Genomic DNA, 20,739 nt, shown 5'->3' with positions numbered 1-20,739 from the left:
TGACGGCGCGAGGGCCTCGTCGGCTAGGGGGTTCGGCGCAGGCGACGTTCCCGGGCCAGGTCTATGACGCCGGGCGGCGGACGATGCGGACGGCGGCGCCCAGGACGGATCCGGGCCCGACGCCATGCGAACGCGACGCTGTACGTCAGGACGATCCCCGTGAGAGCGCCGCCCGTGGCCGTCGTGGCGTCCCGGAGGCCCAGCCTGGGTTCCTGGTCGGGCGGGCGGTCAGGCTCCGGCTGCGGTGAGGGCGTGGGAGCCGCGGCAGGCGGCGACCAGTAGGGCAGCAGGCGGACGCGGCGCATGACCAGGCTGAGCGGGTTCAGATAGACGCGCCCCTGGAGCAGACCCCAGTGCAAGCAGGCGACCGGGCAATGGAACGGGCCGTCCTCCAGCACGCCGATACGTGCCCCAAGCGGCACCTGACGGCCGACCTGGACCTCGGGACGAACAGGAAGGTACGTCGTGCGCAGCGGCCCATGGGTGATCGCGACCACGCCCTGCCCCGCGAGCCGTCCCGCATACGAGACCCGGCCCGCACCAGCGGCGCGGACCTGCTGGCCCGGACTCGCGGCGAGATCCACACCGCGATGCCCGGCCGCCCACGGAGCCGGAGGCGGAGAGAAGGGCCGCAGGACGCGCGGAGCGGGCGGGCCTAAGGGCCAGCGCCATGTATCCACCCCCCTCCTTGATGCCGCCCGTAGCAGCGTGGTCGGCGGTGCCGAAGGGAGCGTTGGTACCGATGTGATCAGAGCCCGACGCCCCACATCAGCATTAACCGCGTTCGGTTTCAGGAAGGGCGCGTTCAGGTTCGCGGGCGCTTCGGAGGGCGTCGTCGCCCTCGCGCGGTCCATCCCCGAAGGCATGGAAGGGCCCGAGAAAGGGGAAGCTGCGACGATCATGCAGGTGAGCAGCAGGGTGAGCAGGGTCATGTCCGGGAGCCTGCCCGCCGCCGGCGCCGCCCGTCGAGGGGGAGCGCGAACTGTGGATAACTGCCCCGATCGTTGATTCCCGGAGGTGTCCGCGCCCTGATAATCTGTGACAGTGCCCGGAAGGACACCGGCCAGGCCAGGCCGTCGCCGATCCACCACCACGGGTGGTGAGGCGAGAAGCCGCTCCCGGTGAGCGGAAGGGCCGGACTCGGGAACGGCTCCGGGTCACAGCCGCCTGGGGTTACTCCGGCGGCTGATTTCACGCGTCCGCATGCCACCGCAGACATGGTGGGGCGCTGTCCCTCGGTCCGTCGCTCATGGGCGACGGTGGGGCGGTGCCCGGGCGCAGGCAGACAACCAAATGCGGCCCGTCAGGGCCAGAGAAGGAGAACACGGGCAATGGCACCCGTCGTCACCATGCGGCAGCTCCTTGAGAGCGGCGTCCACTTCGGTCACCAGACCCGCCGGTGGAACCCGAAGATGAAGCGCTTCATCCTCACCGAGCGCAACGGCATCTACATCATCGACCTGCAGCAGTCGCTGTCCTACATCGACCGCGCCTTCGAGTTCGTGAAGGCCACGGTCGCGCACGGCGGCACGATCCTGTTCGTCGGCACCAAGAAGCAGGCCCAGGAGTCCATCGCCGAGCAGGCGACCCGGGTCGGCATGCCCTACGTGAACCAGCGCTGGCTGGGCGGCATGCTCACCAACTTCTCCACCGTCCACAAGCGGCTCACCCGGCTCAAGGAGCTGGAGGAGATCAACTACGACGACGTGGCCGGCTCCGGCATGACGAAGAAGGAGCTGCTCGGCCTGCGCCGTGAGAAGGACAAGCTGGAGCGCACCCTCGGCGGTATCCGCGACATGGCGAAGGTTCCGAGCGCCATCTGGATCGTGGACACCAAGAAGGAGCACATCGCGGTCAACGAGGCCAAGAAGCTCGGCATCCCGGTCGTCGCGATCCTGGACACCAACTGCGACCCCGACGAGGTCGACTACCCCGTCCCCGGCAACGACGACGCCATCCGCAGCGTCAGCCTGCTCACGCGCGTGGTCGCCGACTCCGTCGCCGACGGGCTGATCGCCCGCGCCGGCGCCGCCTCGGGCGGGGACGAGAAGCCCGCCGAGGGCGCCGCCTCCGGTGCCGCCGAGCCGCTGGCCGAGTGGGAGCGCGACCTGCTGGAGGGCAAGCAGGACGGCGCCGCCGCTCCTGCCGAGGCCCCCGCCGAGGCCCCCGCCGCCGACGCGCCGGACGCCTCCGGCGCGGAGGCCGCCGCCCCCGAGAGCGACAAGGCCGAGGCCGAGCCGGCCGGCGACCAGCCCGAGCAGGCCGCCGACGCGCCGGAAGGCGCCGACGCCCCCGCCGAGGCGAAGGCCGAGTCCGAGCAGGCTTGATCCCGCGGTCCCGGCGGCCTCCCGAGGGGGCCGCCGGGACCGTCGCGGGTCCTACGACCAACGACGAGAGAAGCGAAGAGAGCGATGGCTAACTTCACCGCCGCTGACGTCAAGCGGCTTCGCGAGCTGACCGGCTCCGGCATGATGGCCGTCAAGAACGCCCTGACGGAGGCGGACGGCGACTTCGAGAAGGCCACCGAGCTGCTGCGCCTCAAGGGCGCCAAGGACGTGGGCAAGCGCGCCGAGCGCACCACCGCGAACGGCCTGGTCGCCGAGCACTTCGACGGCACCGGCGACGGCGCGCTGCTGGAGCTCAACTGCGAGACCGACTTCGTCGCCAAGAACGCGCAGTTCATCGAGCTGGCCCAGCGGGTCGTCACGTTCGCCGCGGGCAGCGGTGTCACCGACGCCGCCGCGCTGCTGGCCGCCGAGATCGAGCCGGGCAAGACCGTCCAGGCCCTGATCGAGGAGAACAGCGCCAAGATCGGCGAGAAGCTGGAGCTGCGCCGCTTCGCCCACTTCCGGGGCGCCTACGTGGCCAGCTACCTGCACAAGTCCGACCCGTCCCTGCCGCCGACCACCGGCGTGCTGGTCGAGCTGGACGCGGAGAACCCCGCGGTCGCCAGGGACGTCGCCCAGCAGATCGCGGCGATGGCCCCCAAGTACCTCACCCGCGAGGAGATCCCCGCCGAGGCGGTCGAGAAGGAGCGGGCGCTCGCCGAGCAGCTCACCCGTGACGAGGGCAAGCCCGAGCAGGCCATCCCCAAGATCGTCGAGGGCCGCGTGAACGCCTACTTCCGCGACTTCGTGCTGGTGGAGCAGGCGTTCGTCAAGGACAACAAGAAGACGATCGCCAAGGTCCTGGACGAGGCCGGGGTGAAGGTCGTCCGCTTCGCCCGCTTCAAGGTCGGGCAGGCGTAGGGGCACCCTGGAGGCAGGGACCCGAGATTTCGCGACGCAACGAGGAGGCCGCCGACGTGCCGGAGAAGACGACCACTAGCGCGACGGCGGCCTCGTCGTCGGACCCGAACGACCAGCACGCGCCGCGCGAGGGCTGGAAGCGCGTCCTGCTGAAGCTGTCGGGCGAGGCGTTCGCCGGGCGCGAGCCCCTCGGTATCGACCCCGAGGTCGTGCAGCACGTGGCCGAGGCCATCTCCGAGGCCGTCCGGGACGGCGTGCAGGTGGCGGTGGTGTGCGGCGGGGGGAACATGTTCCGCGGCGCCCAACTCGCCGCCCGCGGCATGGACCGGGGCCGCGGCGACTACATGGGGATGATCGGGACCGTCATCAACTGCCTCGCCCTCCAGGACTTCCTGGAGAAGCTCGGCATGGACACCCGTGTCCAGACGGCCATCACGATGAGCCAGGTGGCCGAACCGTACATCCCCCGGCGGGCCATCCGGCACCTGGAGAAGGGCCGTGTGGTCATCTTCGGCGCGGGCCTCGGCCAGCCGTTCTTCTCCACCGACACCACCGCCGCGCAGCGCGCGCTGGAGATCGGCGCGGAGGCCGTCCTGAAGGCCACTCAGGTGGACGGGGTCTACGACGCCGATCCCCGAAAGAATCCAGACGCGGTCAAGTTCGACCGTTTGGATTACGGTGAAGTCCTACAGCGGGGACTGAAGGTCATGGACGCCACGGCCATCAGCCTCTGCATGGACAACGTGCTTCCCATCGTGGTCTTCGACCTCATGGGGCAGGGCAACATCGTCCGGGCCGTCCGGGGTGAGAAGATCGGCACGCTGGTCAGCCCGGCGCAGGGCTGACCGCAGCCCGGACATCCGGTGCGGAACCGCACCGACCAGGGCCGACCAGATGACACGGGAGTCACAGTGATCGACGAGACCCTCCTCGAAGCCGAGGAGAAGATGGAGAAGGCGGTCGCGGTCGCCAAGGAGGACTTCCAGGCCATCCGCACCGGCCGGGTCACCCCCGCCATGTTCAACAAGATCACGGCGGAGTACTACGGCACGCCGACGCCGATCAACCAGCTCGCCTCGTTCACGCTGCCGGAACCGCGGATGGTCATCGTCCAGGTCTTCGACAAGTCGTCCGCGCAGGCGGTCGAGAAGGCGATCCGCGACAGCGACCTCGGCGTGAACCCCACCAACGACGGCAACGTCATCCGGGTGGTCTTCCCCGAGCTGTCGGAGGAGCGCCGCAGGGAGTTCATCAAGGTCGCCGGCGGCAAGGCCGAGGACAGCAAGATCTCCATCCGCAACATCCGCAGGCGCGCCAAGGACACCCTCGACAAGCTCGTCAAGGACGGCGAGGCAGGCGAGGACGAGGTCCGCCGTGCCGAGAAGGAGCTCGACGACACCACGCACCGGTACGTGGCGCAGATCGACGAGCTGCTTGAGCACAAGAAGGCCGAACTGCTTGAGGTTTGATGAGACTCGACGACGCCGGGGAGCCCGCGGGCTCCCCGGACGAGCCGGTGGCCGGCCCGTCCGGCTCACCGTCCGGGCGGACGCACGTCTCGTCCCTGGACGAGGCCCTCGACGGCACCTCCGAGGTGACAGGTTCGCTGGACGGGACGCCGGGCACTGACCGCGGCGGGGCGTCGCTTGCGGGCGAGTCGTCCGGCCAGGGAGGCGCGGAAGCAAAGCGCCATGGAAAGACCGGCCGGAACCTCCCGCTCGCCATCGGCGTGGGCAGCGCCCTGGGTGCGCTGGTCCTGCTGTCGCTCTACACGGTCAAGGAGATCTTCCTTGGCGTGATGGTCGTCTTCCTGTTCCTCGGCATGCGCGAGCTGACCGAGGCGTTCAGGAGCCGCGACATCCAGGTGCCGTTCATCCCGCTCGCCACCGGCATGGTCGCCACGCCCGTAGTGGCGTATGTGTGGGGTTCGACGGCCGTCATCGCGTCGGTGTCGCTGACCGTCCTCGCCGTCCTGATGACCCGGATGACCGAGGGCGCCGACGGGTACGTGCGGGACGTCACCGCGGGCCTGTTCGTCGCGGGCTACCTGGTGCTGGTCGGCGGCCTCGTCGCGCTCACCATGCGCCCCGACGACGGCGACCACCGCATCGTCATCTTCATCGCGACCACCGTGGCCAGCGACATCGGCGGCTACTTCGCCGGGTCGTTCCTCGGGAAGCACAGGATGGCGCCGACGATCAGCCCGAAGAAGACCTGGGAGGGCTTCACCGGGTCGGCCCTGACCTGCATGCTCGTCGGCGGCTGGCTGGTGTGGTGGCTGCTGGAGGACGGCCGCGTCTGGCAGGGCGTCCTGATCGGCCTCGCCGCCGTCGTCACCGCGACCGTCGGCGACCTCATCGAGTCGATGATGAAGCGGGATCTCGGCATCAAGGACATGGGGACGCTGCTGCCCGGCCACGGCGGCGTCATGGACCGCCTCGACTCGCTGGTCGCGACGGCCCCGGTCGTCTGGCTGCTCCTGGAGCTGTTCCACCCGACCTGACCGGCGCGGGTGCGCGGGCTAGGAGACCACCCAGGAGCGGCCCTGCTGCGCCAGGCGGCGTACCAGGGCGTCCGACCCGTCGCTCTTGGCGAAGCGGTGCTCCTCGCCGGTGATGGGGACGAGCCACAGCCACCGCACCGGATCGCCCTGCACCGTCAACCCGGTCAGGGCGGGGGCGGACGGCCCCGCGAGTCGTGTCGGATCCTCCAGCAGCAGGACGCCCTCCCAGGCGCTCTCACCGTTGCCGAGGGGGAACGTGCGCGCCTCGTGGTACCACTTCACGACATCCCCGGGGGCGAACCAGGTCACCGACCGCCATGGATACTGCGCGAGCCAGGGGAAGATGCTGCCCGCGCGCTGGCTGGGCAGGGTGCTCGCCACGGCGAGTTCGATCCTGGCGTACGGCGCGACGTCGTCCTCGTACAGTTCGACGGTGGGCATGCGCTGGCGGCTCATCCCCACGGTGCTCAGCACCGTGAACTCACGTCCGCCTCTTGGGGGGCGCTCCGACACGCCCACGGTCGGGGCCACGCTCGGCCGTCCGCCCGCCAGTTGCCGTCCCACGTCGTGCCAGTAGTGGCCGCCCGGCCCGAGCCGTTGCAGCAGGTGGCCGAGCACGGACTGCTGGAACTCCGCCCAGGAGCCGTCCGCCCGGCAGGTCTTCCAGTGCTCGCGCGCGCGGTCGATCCTCGGCGCGAAGTCCTCGATCTCCTCCGCCAGCGGGAAGACGAACGGGCTCTGCGCCGTGGCGTCCCTGCCGTAGCCGGGGATGCCGCGTCCCATGTCGGACCATCCCGGAATGACGAACAGGGGGTCGCCCGCCTCCAGGACGGCGACCCCGTCGCCCTCCTCGAACCACACGACCTCCAGGGAGGCGGCGTCCAGCGCCTCGCGCCCCTGCGGGTGGCCGACGTGGGACCGCGGCAGGAGGGGCGCGCTGCCCGAGTTCAGCCGGGACCGGTCGAGCTCCTCCGGGGCCTGACCGTGGTTGGCCACCCAGACCGCGCCGACGACCGAGTCCCTCGCGTCCCTCAGGTAGGCGGCGGTGACGTCCCCGTCGGTCTCGATGATGAGCCGACGGCTGCCGTAGGGGCTGGCCTCCGCGTGGACCACCGTGGAGGCAGGGCTTCCGGGGGACACGGCGCCCCTGCGCAATACCGACATGATCGGCACCTTAGTCGCGAACAAGGTCATGTGCAGGGATGTCGCGTCTCGCTTGTGTCCCGGGCGGGAAACCGGGCCCGCGTCGGGCGGACGAGGCATCGGCCGGGGTTTGCGACACTGGTAGCACCATGTCTGCCACCCCTGATGCCACGAAGACCCCGGCGAAGCTCGTCTTCGCCGCGCCGCGCCGGGGCAAGCCGCCACGGCACCTCGCCGACCTCACCTCCGCCGAACGGCGCGAGGCGGTGGTCGCGCTCGGGGAGAAGCCGTTCCGCGCCGATCAGCTGTCGCGGCACTATTTCACCCGGTTGATCGACGATCCGGCTGAGATGACCGACCTGCCCGCCGCGGTCCGCGAGCGCCTGGTGGCGGAGCTGCTGCCCGACCTCCTCAGCCCCGTCCGCGAGCTGGACTGCGACGGCGGCAGGACGCTGAAGACCGTCTGGAAGGCGTTCGACGGCGTGCTGTTCGAGTCGGTGCTGATGCGCTACCCGGACCGGGCCACGATGTGCGTCTCGTCCCAGGCGGGATGCGGTATGAACTGCCCCTTCTGCGCGACGGGACAGGCGGGCCTCACCCGCAACCTCTCCACCGCCGAGATCGTCGAGCAGGTCGCGGCGGGCGCGCGGGCGATGGCGCGCGGACGCATCCCGGGCGGACCTGGACGCGTCTCCAACATCGTGTTCATGGGCATGGGCGAGCCCCTGGCCAACTACAAGGCCGTCATCGGCGCCGTGCGCCGCATCACCGATCCGGCGCCCGCCGGGCTGGGGATCTCCCAACGCTCGGTGACGGTCTCCACGGTGGGGCTGGTTCCGGCGATCGAGAAGCTCGCCGCCGAGGACATGTCCGTACGCCTGGCCCTCTCCCTGCACGCGCCCGACGACGAGCTCCGCGACGAACTCGTGCCGGTCAACAACCGGTGGAAGGTCGCCGAGGTGCTGGACGCCGCCTGGGCCTACGCGGACCGGAGCGGGCGCCGCGTCTCGATCGAATACGCCCTCATCAAGGACGTCAACGACCAGGCGTGGCGGGCCGATCTTCTCGGCAGGCTCTTGCGCGGGCACCTCGTACACGTCAATCTGATCCCGTTGAACCCGACGCCGGGTTCCAAGTGGACCGCCTCCCGGCCCGAGGACGAGCGCGAGTTCGTCCGGCGGCTGGAGGCCCACGGGGTTCCGGTCACGGTGCGCGACACTCGGGGCAGGGAGATCGACGGGGCCTGCGGACAGCTGGCCGCGGCGACCAGGGACTAGCGCGCCGCGGGCGTGCTCGTCGCGCTCCGCGCGCGCGGGGGGAGCACGGGTGGCGGTGAGGGCGGGTACGCGGCTGCCGGTGGCGCTGCGGGGCTATGACCGGGGGCAGGTGGACGGCCTGCTGGGCCGGATCTCACGGGCGCTGAACGGCGGCCCGCCGGTGTCGGTGGACGAGGTGCGCGCGATCCGGTTCGACGTCGTCCTGCGCGGCTACGAGCAACGCGCGGTGGACGAGCTGGTCCGCGAGTGCATCAGGGAGCTCCAGAGCACCGCGCCCTACGACGAGCGGGCCGGGCGCCCCCGCGTGCACCCCGGCTGGCTGATCAACTGGATCCAGAACGCGCGCTTCGCGGGCGCCGGGCTGCGCACGGGCTACGACGTCCGCGACGTCGACGCGTTCTTGGACCGTGTCATCGCGGGCCTGCGCGGGACCGCCCCGCCGGTGACGGCCCGCGACGTGCGGGAAAGCGCGTTCCGCGTCGTCCGGTTCGGATCGGGTTACGACGAGCAGGAGGTCGACCGGTTCCTCGTCCAGCTCGCGGGGGCCCTCGAACGCCGCTGAGTTATCCACAGTTGTACGACGGGCTGGCGCCTACGCACCGGGTCGCGCGACGCTTCGTACATGGATCAACTCGAAGCGCAACTGCAACGGTTGCGCGCCCTGTTCGGCCTCTTCTTCGAGCCGGAGGTCGTCGCCGCGCTGCTGCCCCTGACCCGTCCCGCGCTGCGGCTGGGCGCCGAGAGCGCGGTCGGCGTCCGGCTCGGCGGCGCCCCGCTGCTCCCGGCCGGTGAACGCTGGCCCGAATGGGAGGGCCGCCCCCTCGACTTCCTCGGCGCGATCGACTTCGCCGGGTTAGCCGTGCTCGGCGAGATCCCCGGGCTGCCGGCCACGGGCACGGCCGCCTTCTACTACGCGAGCGAGGCGCCGCGTCCGTGGGGTGACTCCGCAGGCCAGCGCGACGGCTGGAGGATCTTCACGGGACACCTGCGGGAGACGGCCGCCCCGTCGGGAGCCTCCACATACCCCCGGTGCCGTCTGGGCGCCGCCCCGTACATCTCTCTCCCCTCTCCGCAGGAGCCCGTCGTCCGGAGACTGGAGCGGATCTACAGCGGCGTCGTGGCGGTCTACGAGCAGCTCTATGCCGCCTGGTCACAACATTCCTGGCCGGACGAGAGACCCGTCCACCAACTGGGCGGCTGGCCCGCCCTCGTCCAGCGCCCGGTCGGCCCCGACTGCATGTACGCCTCGTCCGGCCGCGACCTGGACTCCTTCAAGCCCGTCGCACTCTCCCCGGAAGAGGAGTCCGCCGCAGCCGAGTGGCGCCTGCTGCTGCAACTCGACTCCGACCACCGCCTCGGGTGGTTCTGGGGCGACCCAGGCCGCGTGTACTTCTGCGGCCGCCAGAACGAGCCTTTGGAACGAACATGGCTAACCGTCCAGGCCACCTGACCCCCACAAGCCACGACGCCCCCCCCGCCGCATCCACAACCCCAGCCCCACAACCCAGCTCACACCCCTCCAGCCCACACCCTCCAGCCCACAACCCCAGCCCACACCCTCCGGTGCGCCGCCTGCGGCCCTGCATAGGCCGTCGCTCCACATGTCTCGCCAGTCCGGTCACGCCGGTTGGGTCGCGGCGGCTTCGTCGTGGGGGGCTCGGGCGGGTGCCGTCCAGCACGGTGCTGTTGCCTGGGAGCCGCCGTGTGCGCCTCAGGCAACGGTCTCAGCGGTGTGGGGTCAACGGCGGAAGCGGGGGGTGGCCATGTAGGCGGCGCCGACCACGGCCGTCCAGATGGCGAGGTGCAAGGCGATCGCCGGGAAGCCGGAGACCAGCTCATCCGGGCCGTCGTGGGCGACGCGGAGCCATTCGATCATGGGAATCGAGAGCCACGAGAGGCGGCCCAGTCCGATCAGGACGAGGCCCGCCGCACCGCCGAGCATTGCCAGAAGGGCGGCACCCGGAGCAGGTATGACCGCCCGGCTCGTCCACGCTCCCAGGAGGGTGCCGGCTGCGGCCACCAGCGGGGACAGCGCGAGCCCCGTCAGCACCGCCTGGGCGGGCGAGCCCACCGTGATCGCTTGGAAGAGAGGAACCAGCAGTGCGACGAGACCCAGGCAGAGGTTCACCCCGTACGCGGCGAGTATCCCGGCCCACAGGGTGGTGGACGTGCGTCCGACGGCGGTCGTCGACAGCGACCGTTGCTCATCCGGCTGGGTGTCGAGCAGGGCGCGGGCCGCCCACGCCCAGATCGGGAACATGAAGGCCGCCACGTCCCCGAAGCTCGCGACGCCGAGCTCGCGGGCGTCCGGTCCGCTCGGGCCGTTGAGGAGGACCAGGCAGACGATCAACGCGATCACGATCAGGGGGTGCAGCACGCGCAGGGAGCGCACATAACCCTCGACCTGGAACCGGGCGAGTGCGATCACTTCTCCGCCCTCCGCACGTCGTGGCCTTCAGCGCGCAGCCTGTTCTCCACGGCGTCGGCTTCGTCCTCCCTGACGATGACCGTCAGAACCGTCCACGCAGCCGCACCCTCACGCCCGTGCGGACCGCCGCTGCCCCCATCGTCCAACGCCCGCGCGCCCTCAGCGGCCCGTATGTGCTCCTGGAGTTCGGTGCCCTCTGCCGGCGCTGTGTGCCCGGAAAACCCGGGGTGCTCGGAGGCTTTCGTCGCCGTCGTGGGTTCGGCTTGGTGCGGGGGTCCGACCGCGGGGGTGGGCTCTAGCGAGCGCGGCATGGCGCTGGCCTGAAATACGGGCTCAGCCGCGCTGACGGGTTCGGCGGCGTTGACGGGTTCGGCGGCGTCGGCGGGATTAGCCGCGCTGGCGGGTTCGGCGGGGTTGGGGAGGGGCTCGGTGGACCTGAGGGGGTTGGTGGCGTGGCTGGGTTCTGAGTCTGGGGTGGGTGTGGCCTTATCGGGGCCGGTGGGGCTCGCTATGGCGGTGCCTTGTGTGGGGGCGGTGCTTTGCGTGGAGGCGGTGCCTTGTGTGGGGACGGTGCTTTGTGTGGAGGCGGTGCCTTGCGCGAAGACGGTGCCTTGCGCGGGCGCGGTGCCTTGCGTGGGGGCGGTGGCTTGTGTGGAGGCGGTGCCTTGGGTGGGGGCGGTGCTTTGCGTGGGGGCGGTGCTTTGTGTGGTGGTGGCGGTCGTGGTTGTGGCGGGGGAGGGGAGTTTCTCTTTGGCGGTCGAGTTGTGGGTCAGGAGGGGTGGGGTGGACGTTGGGGGAGCCGAAGGGAGGTGAACCACCTCGGCGTTGGCCACGCGTATGCGGCCTAGCTCGGGGAGCTTCTCGATGGTCCGCTGGTGATCGCTGACCACCACGGTGGTGCCTCCGGCGGCCAGTTCGGCGATCAGGGACGGGAGTGAGTCGCGGGTGGCGGCGTCGAGGCCGGCGAAGGGCTCGTCCAGGATCAGGAGACCGGGATCGTCCATGAGCGCCTGGACCAGGCCGACCTTCTGTGCGCTGCCCTTGGACAGTTCCGGCAGGCGCACGTTGAGCAGGTGTTCCAAGCCGAGCCGTTCCGTCCACGCGCTCACGGAGGAGGGAGGAACTCCACGCATGGCTGACATGTGATTCAGGTAGGAGCGAACCTCGAACGGTTGGTCCACCGGGAAGCGTTCTGGTGCGTAACCCACACGGGTCGGCCGATCGTGAACGGCCCCCTTGTGGGGGCGGCGCAGCCCGGCGATCAGTCGGAGCAGCGTGGACTTTCCCGCTCCGTTGCGTCCGGTCACCTCGGTGACAGTGCCCGCGGGGAGCGTGAGGGTGACGTCCTTGAGTACCCAAGGGCCCCTACGGTGGTAGCGAAAGGCGACGCTCTCTAGCCGCATAGTCCACGGACCGTAGTGACCCGCCCGTAAGCGCGGCGTTAGCCCCGGATCGGCGGCGGCGCGGCCCCGCGCGGGCGGAGTTCTCTCTGCGGACGCTGCGGTTGAGGCGGTGTGTGGACCCAGTCGGGATGTGATTTTCTTGGGTCGCTGGTTGAGGGGCTGTGGTGATCGGAGGTCGTGCTGGTGGCGAGTGAGGGGTGCCTCTTCTGCGAGATCGTGAAGGGGGAGCGGCCGGCGCATGTCGTGCTGGACGTCCCGGATGCGATGGCGTTCCTCGATACGCGGCCGTTGTTCAAGGGGCACACGCTGCTGGTCCCACGGACGCATTACGAGACCTTGGGGGACCTGCCGCCCGAGTTCCTCGGGGAGTTCTTCGGGCACGCGCGGCGGCTGGCGGGGGCGATGGAGTCGGTGCTCGACGCGGCGGGTTCGTTCGTGGCCATGAACAACCGCATCAGCCAGAGCGTCCCTCACCTGCACGTCCACGTGGTCCCGCGGAACAAGAAGGACGGCTTGCGCGGATTCTTCTGGCCGCGCCAGAAGTACGACTCGGACGCCGAGGCCGCCGACTACGCGGCCCGCCTCGCAGCGAGTCTTTGAGTCGCGGTCATGCCCGGGGAGAGGGCCTGTGAGAGCGAGCGGGCCAGCCGGGCGGGGAGTGGCCTGCGCGCCCTTGAGAGGTGACACTTCTGGCGTGAGTGGATGCGGCCTTGTGTGGGCGCTGTGGGTGGGCCCCGGTTGTGGTGTGGGTTGGTGGCTGCTGCGGTGCGAGGGGGTGTGGGTGCGGTTGCTTTTCGGCGCCGCCGTGTGGCTTTGGTGGATGGCGGCGTCGGTTTGTGGAGGGAGGCTGAATGAGGGTGGTGGCGGGGTTTGGTGGGCGCGGCAGGGCTTGGTGGTCGGTGGGGAATGGCGGGGCTTTGGGGGGAGCCCCTTGAATCGGTGGGCTATGGAGGGCGTGCTCGTGTGGGGGTGGGTGGCAAGGCCCGGTTGGGGGCGGGCCTTGCCGGTGGGGTCAGCCCAGGGCCACGACGACGGCCACGTAGGGTTCTGCTGTTCCGGGATCGGGTGGGGGTGGTGTGGTGCCCGCTAGGGCTGCTGCGTGTTCGTAGAGGTCGCGTTCCGCGCGGTCCAGTGCCGCGGACAACACGTACTCGGGGACCGTCCAGCCGATCAGTTCGGCCGCCTTGCGGATGACGAGAGTCTGTTCCGCGGACGTCTGGAAACCGATGTGATCGATGGCGGGAAGGTCCTGGCGAACCGACTCAGACATGGCCGGTCTCCTTCCGTGCGGCATCTCAAAGTACGCCGGGAGGAGCGGCCGCGACATCCTCTGTAAGGACGATTATCGGGGCGAAGCCGGGGCTCAGCGGGTCCCCCAGGAGTAGGACTGTTTGCGGAGCCGGAGATAGACGAAACTCTCGGTCGACACGACGCCGGGGACGGCGCGGATGCGGCCGAGGAGCTCCAGGACGCGGTCGTCGTCCTCGCAGACGAGTTCGACGAGGATGTCGAGGGACCCGGCGGTGATGACGACGTGGTCGATCTCCTCGGCGGAGGCGAGCTCGTCGGCGATCCACTCCAGGTCGCCCTCGCAGCGGACGCCGACCATGAGGCGGCGGGAGAAGCCGAGCATGAGGGGGTCGGTGACGCCGACGATCTGCATGACGCCCGCGTCCAGGAGCTTCTGGACGCGCTGGCGGACGGCCGCCTCGGAGAGCCCGACCGCCTTGCCGATGGCCGCGTAGGAGCGCCGCCCGTCCTGCTGGAGTTGCTCGATGATGTGCTTGGCGGTGGCGTCGAGCGCGACGGCGGGGGTGCCTTGGCGGGCGGGCGGCTGGGCCGTCATCGTGATCTCCTATTTGCGGAGTCGGGGCTGCGCGGTATTTGTTTCAAGGGAATCAGTCGCCGAATTGGATCGTGACGAGCGGATCACTTGAATTGGGCGGGATCCTCTGTAAGGGTCGGGCCGACAAGAACGCATCAGACGAGGGTCCCCGGGAGGGATTGGATGAGCGGCGACCGGCTGCGCAACTTTATCGGCGGCGAGTACGTGGACGCGAAGGACGGGCGGACCCTGGAGGTCGTCGATCCGAGCACGGGCGAGCCGTACGCGCGGGCGCCGCTGTCGGGCGCCGCGGACGTCGACGCCGCGTTCCGGGCCGCCGAGGGGGCGTTCCCCGCGTGGCGGGACGCGACGCCGGGGGAGCGGAGCCTCGCGATGCTGCGGTTCGCGGACGCGGTCGAGGCGCGGGCCGAGGACCTCGTCAGGGCGGAGAGCCGTGACACCGGCAAGCCCCTGCAGCTGACCAGGGACGAGGAGGTGCCGCCGATGGTGGACAACCTCCGGTTCTTCGCGGGCGCGTCCCGCGTGCTGGAGGGGCGGGCGAGCGCCGAGTACATGGCCGACCACACCTCCACGATCAGGCGGGAGCCGATCGGGGTGTGCGCGCAGGTGACGCCCTGGAACTACCCCATGATGATGGCCGCCTGGAAGATCGGCCCGGCGCTGGCGTCGGGGAACACGGTCGTGCTGAAGCCGTCGGAGACCACGCCGGTCAGCACGCTGCTGCTGGCCGAGATCGCGGCGGAGTTCCTGCCGCCGGGGGTGTTCAACGTGCTGTGCGGCGACCGGGACACCGGGCGCGCGCTCGTCGACCACCCGACGCCGCAGATGGTGTCGATCACCGGCAGCGTGCGCGCGGGGATGGAGGTCGCGGCGGCGGCGGCGAAGGACCTCAAGCGGGTGCACCTGGAGCTCGGCGGCAAGGCGCCGGTCGTGGTCTTCGACGACGCGGACGTGGAGGCCGCGGCGGCGGGCATCGCCGAGGCCGGGTACTTCAACGCGGGGCAGGACTGCACGGCGGCCACGCGCGTGCTCGTCGCGGACGGGGTCCACGACGCCTTCGCCGAGGCGCTCACCGAGGCCGCCAAGGGGACGGCGGTGGGGCCGCCGAGCGACACCGGCGCCTACTACGGCCCCGTGAACAGCGCGGGGCAGTTGGAGCGCGTCCAGGGGTTCCTGGACCGGGCGCCCGGTCACGCGGAGGTCCTGACGGGGGGCGAGCGGATCGGGGACCGCGGGTACTTCTTCGCGCCGACCGTGGTCGGCGGGCTCCGGCAGGACGACGAACTGGTGCAGGAGGAGGTGTTCGGCCCCGTCATCACCGTCCAGCGGTTCGCTGACGAGGGGCAGGCCGTCGAGTGGGCGAACGGCGTGCGGTACGGTCTGGCCGCCAGCGTGTGGACGCGTGACCACGGGCGGGCCATGCGCATGACCAGGGCGCTCGACTTCGGCGCGGTGTGGGTCAACACCCATATCCCGCTCGTGTCGGAGATGCCGCACGGCGGCTTCAAGCACTCCGGTTACGGCAAGGACCTGTCGATGTACGGGATCGAGGACTACACGCGCGTCAAGCACGTCATGCACTACATCGGCGGCTGACCGTCCGCCCGTCCGCGCGAAGGAACGCCCCATGACCTCGACCCCTCCCGGCGCCCCGGCGGACGGCGCGGGTCCCGCCATCGAGTTCGCCGGGGTCGAGAAGACCTACCACGCCCGCGGCGAGACGGTCGCCGCGGTTCGTGGTCTCGATCTGGAGATAGCGCGCGGGGAGTTCTTCTCGCTGCTGGGCCCTTCCGGTTGCGGCAAGACCACGACGTTGCGGTTGGCCGGGGGGTTCGAGGAGCCCACGGCGGGCGAGGTCTTTCTGGACGGAGCCAGCGTCACCGGGGTCCCGGCCAGCAGACGCGACGTCAACACGGTGTTCCAGTCGTATGCGCTGTTCCCGCATATGAACGTCTTCGACAACGTGGCGTTCGGCCTGCGGCGCCGTGGCGTCCCCAAGGGGGAGGTCAAGGCGCGGGTGGGCGGGATGTTGGATCTCGTCGATCTCGCCGGACGGGAGCGCCGCCGCCCGGCGGAGCTGTCCGGCGGGCAGCAGCAGCGGGTCGCGCTGGCGCGGGCGCTGGTCAACCGCCCGCGCGCCCTGCTGCTGGACGAGCCGCTGGCCGCTCTCGACCTGAAGCTGCGCCAGGCCATGCAGGTGGAGCTGAAGCGCATCCAGCGGGAGGTCGGCATCACGTTCGTCTACGTGACGCACGACCAGGGCGAGGCCCTCTCCATGTCGGACCGCGTCGCCGTCATGGACGAGGGGCGCGTCGAGCAGCTCGGGACGCCGAGGGAGGTCTACGAGCGTCCGGCGACCCGGTTCGTCGCGGGGTTCATCGGGACCTCCAACCTGCTGGGCGGCGAGATCGCTGAGGCGGGGCCCGGGACGGCGGTGATCTCCTACGGGCCGGACGGCCGGATCGAGGTGCCGGTCGGGGGCGCGGCCGAGGGCGGGAAGCTGGAGCTGACCGTCAGGCCGGAGAAGATCGGCATCGGACGGGACCGGCCGGCGGACGGCCTGTGCCGGATCCGCGGCACCGTGACCGAGGTCGTCTATCTCGGGACCTCCACCAACTACACCGTCGCCACGGCCGCCGGGAAGGACGTCGTCGTGTTCTCGCAGAACGTCACGTCCGGGGAGGACGTTGCCGCCCGCGGGGACGTCGTCTGGCTGTCGTGGGACCCCCGCCACTCGTACGCCCTAGGAGAACCCCGGTGAGCGACATCCGTCCCGAGCTCGTCCGCGGGCTCACGCGTCCGCGCGCGGCGGCCCCGCCGGCGCGCACGGGGGTCTCGCGGCGCCGGGCGCTCCAGCTGATGGGGACCGGGCTCGTCCTGGCGGGCTGCGGCGTGGACGGGCAGGGCGGCAAGGCGGCGGTCGGGCGGAGCGACGTCCGGGAGTACTGGTCGGGCAGGTCCGGCAACGGCAGGCTGCGCTGGGCGAACTGGCCGGGCTACATGCAGGACGACCACGAGACGATCAAGGCGTTCGAGAAGGCCACCGGGATCGGCGTGACCTACCGGGAGGTCATCCAGGAGACCGGGCCGTGGTTCGGCAAGATCCAGGCGCCGCTGGCCGCCGGGCAGTCGATCGGGTTCGACCTGATGGTCATGACGAACGGGATCCAGCTGGAGAAGTGCCGCCAGCTCGGCTATCTGGCGCCGTTGGATCGGTCCCGCCTGCGGAACTTCGCGGCGAACGCGGGGCCGACCTACCGGAACCCGTCCTACGATCCGGGCAACGCGTTCACGGTGCCCTACCAGTCGGGCATCACCGGCATCGCCTACAACACCCGGTACGTCAAGGACGAGATCACCAGCATCGCCCAGCTCTTCGACCCGAAGTACAAGGGCAGGGTCGGCATGCTGGGCGACTCGCAGGAACTCGGCAGTTTCGGGATGTTCCTGCTCGGCGTCGATCCGGAGCGCTCGACCCCCGCCGACTGGGAGCGCGCCGCCGCGAAGCTGCGCGAGCAGCGGGACAGGGGGATCGTCCGCAAGTACTACACGCAGGACTACGTCGACGCGGTCAGCAAGGGCGACGTGTGGCTGACGATGGCGTGGTCCGGTGACGTGTACAGCCTCACCAGCCCCGACGTGAGATTCGTCGTGCCGGAGGAGGGCGGCACCCTCTGGACCGACAACCTGTGCATCCCGAGGACCGCCGAGAACCCGGTCGACGCGCTCACGCTCATCGACTGGCTGTACGTCCCGGCGAACAACGCGCCGCTGACCGAGTTCGTCAACTACATCACGCCCGTCCCGGCGGTGCGGGAGATCGTCGCGGCGGACGCGGCGAAGGCGACCGGCGCCGAGAGGAGGGAGCTGACCAGGCTGAGCACGAGCCCGCTGGTGTTCCCGTCCCAGGCCGACCTCGCGCGGTTGCGGCACTACCGGCGGCTCACGCAGGCGGAGGAGACGCGGTACCAGCGGATCTTCGAGCCCATCGCCAAAGGCTCGTGAGGCGTGCGCGGGGGCGGTTCACGCCCTACCTGATGATCCTGCCGGGCGGCCTGTGGCTGGCGGCGTTCTTCGTCGTCCCGATGGCGCTGATGGTGTCGCTGTCGTTGCAGACCGGCAACCTCGTGGACGGGTTCCGGCAGACGTTCCACTGGCAGAACTACACCTACGCGCTGGACACCTACAGGGACGCCTTCCTGCGGTCGCTCTGGTACGGCCTGCTGGCGACGGCGGCGTGCGCGGCGCTGTCCTATCCGGCCGCGTACTGGATCGCGTTCCGCGCCGGTCGCCACAAGTCGACGTACCTGGTCCTGCTGCTGCTGCCGTACTTCGTCTCGTATGTGCTCAGGACGGTCTCCTGGAAGCTCGTCCTGACCGACAACGGCCCGCTGCTCGGGCCCCTGCGCGACCACGGCATCCTCCCGCAGGATTTCCACGTTCTGGATACAGGCTTCGCCGTCGTGTCGGGGCTGACCTACAACTTCCTCCCGTTCATGGTGCTGCCCATCTACGTCGCCCTGGAGCGGATCGACCCCCGCCTTGTGGAGGCCGCCCACGACCTGTACGCGAGCCGGGCGCAGGCGTTCGCGCGAGTGGTCCTGCCGCTGTCGCTCCCGGGCGTCCTCGCCGGGGTGATCATGACGTTCGCGCCCGCGTCGGCGGACTACGTCAACGCCGAGGTGCTCGGCGGTCCCCGCGACACCATGGTCGGCAACGTGATCCAGGCGGAGTACTTCGACAACGGCGCCTACCCGGTCGCGTCCGCGCTGTCGTTCGCGCTGATGGCGGTGCTGCTGCTCGGCGTCTTCGCCTACGCCCGCGCCCTCGGCGCCCGGGGGGCCCGGAGCGTGCTGGACGTGGCGGCCGGACGATGACGCCCCGCCCCCGCGAGGCCGTCTCCGGCCTGCGCGTCTACACGCTGCTGCTGATCGCCTGGCTGCTCCTGCCCGTCGCGGTCATGATCGCGTTCGGGTTCAACGACGCCCACGGCAAGCAGAACTTCCGCTGGGAGGGCTTCACGCTCAGGTGGTACGCGCACCTGCTCGACAAGGGCGACCTCACCACGGCCGTGCTGAACTCGCTGACGATCGCGCTGCTCAGCACGCTGGTCAGCACGGTCATCGGGACGCTCGCGGGCATCGCGCTCGGCCGCCACCGGTTCCGCGGCGGCGGCGCGGCGAACCTGGTGCTGCTGATGGCGATCTCGTGCCCGGAGATCGTGATGGGCGCGTCGCTGCTGTCCATGTTCGTCACGTTCGGCGTGCCGCGCGGCTACCCGACGGTGCTCGCCGCGCACGTGATGTTCTCGATCGCGTTCGTGGCGGTGACCGTCCGCGCCCGCGTCGCGCGCCTCGACCCGGCGGTCGAGGAGGCCGCGCGGGACCTGGGCGCCGGGCCGTGGACGCGGTTCCGGCTCGTCACGCTCCCGATGATCAGGCCGGGGGTGGTCGCGGGCGCGCTGCTGGCGTTCACGCTGTCGGTCGACGACTTCGTGATCACCGGCTTCACCGGCGGGGCCACGGTCACGTTCCCGCTGTGGATCTACGGCTCGACGCGGACCGGGACGCCGCCGCAGGTCAACGTGATGGGCACGCTCATCTTCGCGTCCGGCGCGCTGATCGCCGTGGTCGTGGCGCGGCGGACCGCCGCCGCGGCGGGGCCTCAGGCGAGGGACCGGTAGACCGACGTCCAGAAGTCGTCGCGGACGGGAGAGGCGCCCGGCGGCATCGGACGCTGCGTCAGCAGGATCGCGGTCAGGTCCTCGGCGGGGTCGTTCGCCCAGGACGTCCCGAACCCGCCGTTCCAGCCGTACCGTCCGGGCGTCGCGTACGGCTCGTCGCGGCGCAGCACGACCGACACGCCGAACCCCCAGCCGCGCGCCTCGCCGAGCGCGTCCGCGTGCTGCCCGGGGGCGAGCTGGTCGGTGGTCATCAGCTCGACCGTCCGCCGCGACAGCAGCCGCCCCCCGCCGTGCGCGCCCCCGTGCGCGCCGCCGTCCGCCAGCATCCGGGCGAACGCCAGGTAGTCGTCCGCGCTCGACACCAGCCCGGCCCCGGCGTCGGGGAACGCGGGCGGACGGCTCCAGCGGCCGTCGGCGCCGTCGTACACGGTGAGCCGGCCGTCGGCGTCGTCCGGCGAGTAGGAGTCGGCGAGGCGCCCCTGGTCGGCGGCGGGGACGTGGAACCCGGTGTCGCGCATGCCGAGCGGCTCGAACAGGCGCTCGCGCAGGAACGCCTCCAGCGGACGCCCCGAGGCGCGCGCGATGAGGATGCCGAGGATGACGTACCCGGTGTTGTAGAGCCACCGCTCACCGGGCTGGCACTGGAGCGGCAGCGTCCCGACGAGCCCGAGCCACTCGTCGGCGGTGTGGGGCGCGTCCGGACGCGGCGGGCCGAACCCCATGAGGCCCAGCTCGCGGACGGCGTCGTCGAACGGCGTCCCGAAGAGGGAGCCGTCCAGCGCGATGCCGAGGCCGCAGCGGAAGGTGAGCAGGTCCCGGAGGGTGATGGGACGGGCGGCGGGCACGGTGTCCTCCAGCGGCCCCTCCGGGGCGCGCAGGACGCGGCGTCCCGCGAGCTCGGGCAGGAGGGCGTCCACCGGGTCGTCCAGGCGCAGCACGCCCTCCTCGACGAGCGTCAGCGCCGCCACCGCCGCGATCGGCTTGGTCATCGAGGTGATCCGGAAGAGGGTGCCGCGGCTCATCGGGGGGCCGCCGACCGACGCGGCCCCGAGCGCCTCGACACGGGTCTCGCCGCGCCGGGACACGACCGTGACCAGACCCGGCAGCGCGCCCCGCTCGATGTGCCCGGCCATGGCGTCGCGCATCGCGTCGAGCGGCGCGGGGGAGAAGGCCATGTTCTCGCGCTCCATCCGTGGGTCGGCGCCGTG

General features: G+C 71.0%; 21 protein-coding genes. 14 read left to right on the top strand and 7 right to left on the bottom strand.

Features of this window, described 5'->3' with window-relative positions; genetic code table 11:
* Positions 1 to 23: 23 nt before the first annotated feature.
* A complete protein-coding gene (locus GNZ18_RS41585; RefSeq protein WP_214620738.1) occupies positions 24 to 584 on the bottom strand; it encodes a M23 family metallopeptidase in 561 nt (186 codons plus the stop codon).
* Positions 585 to 1,331: 747 nt separating this feature from the next.
* Here GNZ18_RS41585 and rpsB point away from each other — a divergent pair.
* The 5 genes from rpsB to GNZ18_RS35970 all read left to right on the top strand — a co-directional run bounded on the left by rpsB (position 1,332) and on the right by GNZ18_RS35970 (position 5,751).
* On the top strand, positions 1,332 to 2,327 hold the full coding sequence (rpsB, locus tag GNZ18_RS35990; RefSeq protein ID WP_156221213.1) for a 30S ribosomal protein S2: 996 nt from the start codon (positions 1,332 to 1,334) through the stop codon (positions 2,325 to 2,327).
* 84 nt (positions 2,328 to 2,411) lie between these two features.
* Positions 2,412 to 3,248 (top strand): translation elongation factor Ts, encoded by an 837-nt coding sequence (tsf, locus tag GNZ18_RS35985; protein ID WP_156221211.1) that lies wholly within the window; start codon positions 2,412 to 2,414, stop codon positions 3,246 to 3,248.
* A 56-nt stretch (positions 3,249 to 3,304) separates the two neighbouring features.
* A complete protein-coding gene (gene pyrH, locus GNZ18_RS35980) occupies positions 3,305 to 4,093 on the top strand; it encodes a UMP kinase (RefSeq protein ID WP_214620741.1) in 789 nt (262 codons plus the stop codon).
* A gap of 66 nt (positions 4,094 to 4,159) precedes the next feature.
* Positions 4,160 to 4,717 carry a ribosome recycling factor gene (frr, locus tag GNZ18_RS35975; RefSeq protein WP_214620742.1) on the top strand — a complete coding sequence of 186 codons (558 nt, stop codon included), beginning with the start codon at positions 4,160 to 4,162 and terminating at the stop codon, positions 4,715 to 4,717.
* The gene (locus GNZ18_RS35970; RefSeq protein WP_156221209.1) at positions 4,717 to 5,751 is read left to right on the top strand and encodes a phosphatidate cytidylyltransferase; all 1,035 of its coding nucleotides are present in this window, start codon (positions 4,717 to 4,719) and stop codon (positions 5,749 to 5,751) included. The genes frr and GNZ18_RS35970 overlap by 1 nt, the downstream gene beginning before the upstream one ends.
* 18 nt (positions 5,752 to 5,769) lie before the next feature.
* Here GNZ18_RS35970 and GNZ18_RS35965 read toward each other — a convergent pair whose 3' ends face one another.
* On the bottom strand, positions 5,770 to 6,915 hold the full coding sequence (locus GNZ18_RS35965; RefSeq protein ID WP_156221207.1) for a suppressor of fused domain protein: 1,146 nt from the start codon (positions 6,913 to 6,915) through the stop codon (positions 5,770 to 5,772).
* A gap of 128 nt (positions 6,916 to 7,043) precedes the next feature.
* On the opposite strand from GNZ18_RS35965, the gene rlmN reads away from it, so the two are divergent.
* Genes rlmN through GNZ18_RS35950 form a run of 3 tightly spaced genes read left to right on the top strand, consistent with a single transcriptional unit; the run spans position 7,044 to position 9,621 of the window.
* The gene (gene rlmN / locus GNZ18_RS35960; protein ID WP_156221205.1) at positions 7,044 to 8,171 is read left to right on the top strand and encodes a dual-specificity RNA methyltransferase RlmN; all 1,128 of its coding nucleotides are present in this window, start codon (positions 7,044 to 7,046) and stop codon (positions 8,169 to 8,171) included.
* 49 nt (positions 8,172 to 8,220) lie between these two features.
* A complete protein-coding gene (locus tag GNZ18_RS43450) occupies positions 8,221 to 8,733 on the top strand; it encodes a DivIVA domain-containing protein (RefSeq protein ID WP_156221203.1) in 513 nt (170 codons plus the stop codon).
* Positions 8,734 to 8,793: 60 nt separating this feature from the next.
* A complete protein-coding gene (locus GNZ18_RS35950) occupies positions 8,794 to 9,621 on the top strand; it encodes a DUF1963 domain-containing protein (RefSeq protein WP_156221201.1) in 828 nt (275 codons plus the stop codon).
* A gap of 288 nt (positions 9,622 to 9,909) precedes the next feature.
* Here the strand turns inward: GNZ18_RS35950 and GNZ18_RS35945 are convergent, their stop codons facing one another.
* Both GNZ18_RS35945 and GNZ18_RS41580 read right to left on the bottom strand, forming a co-directional pair.
* Positions 9,910 to 10,599, bottom strand: coding sequence for a hypothetical protein (locus tag GNZ18_RS35945; protein ID WP_156221199.1), 690 nt, complete (start codon positions 10,597 to 10,599; stop codon positions 9,910 to 9,912).
* Positions 10,596 to 12,002, bottom strand: a complete 1,407-nt coding sequence (locus tag GNZ18_RS41580; RefSeq protein ID WP_216651556.1) for an ATP-binding cassette domain-containing protein — start codon at positions 12,000 to 12,002, stop codon at positions 10,596 to 10,598. Before GNZ18_RS41580 ends, GNZ18_RS35945 begins: the two co-directional genes overlap by 4 nt.
* A gap of 183 nt (positions 12,003 to 12,185) precedes the next feature.
* On the opposite strand from GNZ18_RS41580, the gene GNZ18_RS35935 reads away from it, so the two are divergent.
* On the top strand, positions 12,186 to 12,602 hold the full coding sequence (locus GNZ18_RS35935; protein ID WP_312874940.1) for an HIT family protein: 417 nt from the start codon (positions 12,186 to 12,188) through the stop codon (positions 12,600 to 12,602).
* A gap of 412 nt (positions 12,603 to 13,014) precedes the next feature.
* On the opposite strand, the gene GNZ18_RS35930 is transcribed toward GNZ18_RS35935, so the two are convergent.
* Together GNZ18_RS35930 and GNZ18_RS35925 are read right to left on the bottom strand one after the other, a co-directional pair.
* Positions 13,015 to 13,272 (bottom strand): type II toxin -antitoxin system TacA 1-like antitoxin, encoded by a 258-nt coding sequence (locus tag GNZ18_RS35930; RefSeq protein ID WP_156221197.1) that lies wholly within the window; start codon positions 13,270 to 13,272, stop codon positions 13,015 to 13,017.
* 93 nt (positions 13,273 to 13,365) lie between these two features.
* Entirely contained in the window at positions 13,366 to 13,848 is a 483-nt protein-coding gene (locus GNZ18_RS35925; RefSeq protein ID WP_156221194.1) for an Lrp/AsnC family transcriptional regulator, read from the bottom strand.
* Positions 13,849 to 14,010: 162 nt separating this feature from the next.
* Between GNZ18_RS35925 and GNZ18_RS35920 the strand changes: the two genes are divergently transcribed.
* Genes GNZ18_RS35920 through GNZ18_RS35900 form a run of 5 tightly spaced genes read left to right on the top strand, consistent with a single transcriptional unit; the run spans position 14,011 to position 19,531 of the window.
* Positions 14,011 to 15,444 carry a gamma-aminobutyraldehyde dehydrogenase gene (locus GNZ18_RS35920; RefSeq protein WP_156221192.1) on the top strand — a complete coding sequence of 478 codons (1,434 nt, stop codon included), beginning with the start codon at positions 14,011 to 14,013 and terminating at the stop codon, positions 15,442 to 15,444.
* Positions 15,445 to 15,475: 31 nt separating this feature from the next.
* Positions 15,476 to 16,609, top strand: a complete 1,134-nt coding sequence (locus GNZ18_RS35915) for an ABC transporter ATP-binding protein (protein WP_156221190.1) — start codon at positions 15,476 to 15,478, stop codon at positions 16,607 to 16,609.
* Positions 16,606 to 17,853, top strand: coding sequence for a polyamine ABC transporter substrate-binding protein (locus tag GNZ18_RS35910; protein ID WP_312874939.1), 1,248 nt, complete (start codon positions 16,606 to 16,608; stop codon positions 17,851 to 17,853). Before GNZ18_RS35915 ends, GNZ18_RS35910 begins: the two co-directional genes overlap by 4 nt.
* Positions 17,854 to 17,885: 32 nt before the next feature.
* Positions 17,886 to 18,725 (top strand): ABC transporter permease, encoded by an 840-nt coding sequence (locus GNZ18_RS35905; RefSeq protein ID WP_156221346.1) that lies wholly within the window; start codon positions 17,886 to 17,888, stop codon positions 18,723 to 18,725.
* Complete coding sequence (locus tag GNZ18_RS35900; RefSeq protein WP_156221188.1) at positions 18,722 to 19,531, top strand: ABC transporter permease; 810 nt, start codon at positions 18,722 to 18,724, stop codon at positions 19,529 to 19,531. Before GNZ18_RS35905 ends, GNZ18_RS35900 begins: the two co-directional genes overlap by 4 nt.
* Here the strand turns inward: GNZ18_RS35900 and GNZ18_RS35895 are convergent.
* Positions 19,513 to 20,706, bottom strand: coding sequence for a serine hydrolase domain-containing protein (locus tag GNZ18_RS35895; protein WP_156221186.1), 1,194 nt, complete (start codon positions 20,704 to 20,706; stop codon positions 19,513 to 19,515). The genes GNZ18_RS35900 and GNZ18_RS35895 overlap by 19 nt on opposite strands.
* Positions 20,707 to 20,739 lie beyond the last annotated feature (33 nt).

Origin of the sequence: Actinomadura litoris, from assembly GCF_009733595.1 — a bacterium.
Classification (GTDB): domain Bacteria; phylum Actinomycetota; class Actinomycetes; order Streptosporangiales; family Streptosporangiaceae; genus Spirillospora; species Spirillospora litoris.
Note: the sequence above shows the minus strand (reverse complement) of the source record. Positions and strands in the feature narration are given on the sequence as shown.